This is a genomic window from Pseudomonas abyssi (assembly GCF_002307495.1).
GTDB lineage: Bacteria > Pseudomonadota > Gammaproteobacteria > Pseudomonadales > Pseudomonadaceae > Halopseudomonas > Halopseudomonas abyssi.
This window is the reverse complement of sequence record NZ_NTMR01000068.1, coordinates 1-443: the sequence shown is the minus strand read 5'-3', so window position 1 is coordinate 443 and position 443 is coordinate 1. Positions and strand designations below refer to the sequence as shown.

Genomic DNA, 443 nt, shown 5'->3' with positions numbered 1-443 from the left:
ATTCAGGCTCACTACCGAATACAAAGCGTCTCACCACCTCTACGAGCACGCCCACAGCCAAGATCAGTTGCAGTACACCAGCAAGATGCGCGGCACGTACCTGCATTTTCACGCTATGTCCAACCGCATAAAGGGCAAGCCCGTACACCGCCGCATCGGCAAAATTGTCCAGGGATTCTCCAATCAGGCCGGTGGACCGGGCGATCAGACCGGCAGTCATTTCCACCACGAACAGAAGTGCATTGATGCCGAGCAACCAGCGCAGGGTCCCGGATTCTTGCTTAGCAGAAGCTGCCGAAAACTCGGCGGCCTTGATGGTCTCCGGATTTGCAGCGACGGTTTCCTGAAGCGAGGCGCCTAGCCCCAAGGTCTTCAGTTTCGAGGTGACGGGCTCGACCTCGCCGTCATGCACGACCTTCAGCCGGCGGTTCGACAAGTCGAAG

The 443-nt window shown here is 58.0% G+C and carries 1 pseudogene; it reads right to left on the bottom strand.

The features are described 5' to 3' along the window. Positions 1 to 443: pseudogene (locus CNQ84_RS20250) on the bottom strand (cation transporter); the annotation flags it as partial.